The sequence below is a fragment of the Acidaminobacter sp. genome (assembly GCF_030247605.1).
Classification (GTDB): domain Bacteria; phylum Bacillota; class Clostridia; order Peptostreptococcales; family Acidaminobacteraceae; genus Acidaminobacter.
Map to the genome: position 1 here is coordinate 1 of NZ_JAOTSB010000061.1, position 2,158 is coordinate 2,158.

Genomic DNA, 2,158 nt, shown 5'->3' on the forward strand with positions numbered 1-2,158 from the left:
TCCAAGCGCGATTAGCGCCACAGTGCGAATGGTTGCATCAGTCTAGAACGTTTGAGGTTTAGCAAGCCGCTTAACAAAGTGTCCGCAAGTGACGGTCAGGATCAGAGTCGAGCATGTGTATGTTTACAGACGATTTAATAGGGATGTTGTTTAGCATGAAGCGCATTCGGGCTGTAGAGGAAACTATCGCCTCACGGTACACTGAGTGGAAAATGCGTTGTCCAGTTCATCTTTGTACTGGTCAAGAGGCTGTCTCTGTAGGAGTTAGTGCCGTTCTACATGCAGATGATTTGGCTGTTAGCACCCATCGATCTCATGGACATTACCTCTCAAAAGGAGGTGATCTCAAGCGGATGATCGCTGAACTTTTTGGGAAGGAAACGGGTTGCTCTTCTGGTCGCGGTGGCTCAATGCATCTAATTGATGAACGGGTTGGTTTTATGGGAAGTACATCTATTGTGGGTGGCACTATTCCAATTGGGACAGGTCTTGGATTCTCAATTTTACGCAACGGCACACCTCAAATAAGTTGTGTCTATTTGGGGGATGGTGCAGTTGAGGAAGGTGTTTTTTACGAATCGGTCAATTTTGCTGCTCTTATGCAGCTTCCCGTGCTCTATATTTGCGAAAATAATCTTTACTCAGTTTATTCTCCGCTTGACGTGAGACAGCCGTCTGATCGCAACATCGCGCATATGGTAAATGCCTGGGGAATAAAAAGCGACAGCGGTGATGGAAATAATGTGGTTGAGGTTTATAAAAAAGTATCTTTGGCAGCAGAGCATATTCGGGGCGGTAAAGGCCCCTATTTTATTGAGTTTTCAACCTATCGTTGGAGAGAGCATTGTGGCCCTAATTTCGATAATGATATAGGGTACCGATCAGTGACTGAGTTTGAAAATTGGAAAAAGAAAGATCCAATCGACCTCCTTGAATCACAATTGCTCAAACAAGGGTATTTGGTAAAACAGGATGTAACTTCCATGGATACTGCCATTCAAAAAGAAATTGAAGAAGCCTTTGAATATGCAGAGTCATCACCTTTTCCTGCCTCTACTGATGCAGGAAAATACGTGTACGCAGATTAGGGCGGGAGATTTTCATGGCTCGTATTATTACCTATGCCCAAGCTGTCAATGAAGCACTTATGCTGGCGATGGAGCAAGATCAGTCTGTACTGGCATTTGGCCTGGGTATGAATGATCCTAAACGTATTTTTGGCACGACTCAAGGGCTGGTAGAAAAATTTGGCGCTGCACGCGTTTTTGATACGCCCATTTCTGAAAATGCATTGACAGGAATTGCTGTTGGCGCATCTCTCAATGGAGTCCGCCCTGTAATGTCGCATCAGCGGTTGGATTTTTCCCTGTTGGCAATGGATCAGCTCGTTAACAATGCTGCCAAATGGAGCTATATGTTTGGCGGCCGTCGCTCAGTTCCGATAACCATCAGGCTTGTTATTGGCAGGGGGTGGGGGCAGGGGCCGCAACATTCTCAGAATCTTCAGGCTATGTTTGCCCATGTCCCAGGACTCAAGGTCGTTATGCCGACTACTGCATATGATGCCAAAGGTATGTTGCTTTCAGCCATTTTCGACAATAACCCAGTTATTTATCTGGAACATCGCTGGTTGCATAATATGGAAAGTGAAGTGCCAGAAGGGGACTTTCGGGTCCCACTGGACAAAGCCCATCTCATTGGCACAGGTGAAAACCTTACTATTGTCGCTCTCTCCTACATGACTGTGGAGGCCATTCATGCCACAAACTTTTCGAGCAAAAAGGGCATAACGTGCGATCTCATTGATCTGCGTTCAGTGAACCCAATAGATTGGAATGTAATATTTAATTCCGTGAAAAAAACCGGACGTCTTTTAGTTCTTGATACTGCAACTGAAACATTATCAGTTTCGAGTGAGATCGTTGCAAGAACAGCAATGGAGTGTTTTGATTTCCTAAAAAGTGCGCCTCAAAGGGTCGCTTTGCCGGACCATCCCACTCCAACCAGTTCGGCATTAGCGAAAGCGTATTATCCAGGGGCAGTTGATGTGGCGCGAGTTGTCGGCACACTCTTTAACCTTTCTCTGGATACGTCTGAACTGGAACATTCAAAAACATCTCTCCCTGATGTGCCAGGAGATTGGTTCAAAGGTCCATTT

At 45.6% G+C, this 2,158-nt stretch carries 2 protein-coding genes; both read left to right on the plus strand.

Annotated elements, in window-relative coordinates; all coding sequences use genetic code 11:
• Positions 1 to 155: 155 nt before the first annotated feature.
• Positions 156 to 1,088 (plus strand): thiamine pyrophosphate-dependent dehydrogenase E1 component subunit alpha, encoded by a 933-nt coding sequence (locus OEL90_RS14985; protein WP_300689920.1) that lies wholly within the window; start codon positions 156 to 158, stop codon positions 1,086 to 1,088.
• A 14-nt stretch (positions 1,089 to 1,102) separates the two neighbouring features.
• On the plus strand, positions 1,103 to 2,158 hold a 1,056-nt coding region (locus OEL90_RS14990; RefSeq protein WP_300689923.1), incomplete at its 3' end, for an alpha-ketoacid dehydrogenase subunit beta.

What these genes read in the sequence shown, in the direction of transcription:
- OEL90_RS14985 (WP_300689920.1), top strand. Translation starts at nt 156, where the DNA reads ATGAAGCGCATTCGGGCTGTAGAGGAAACTATCGCCTCACGGTACACT.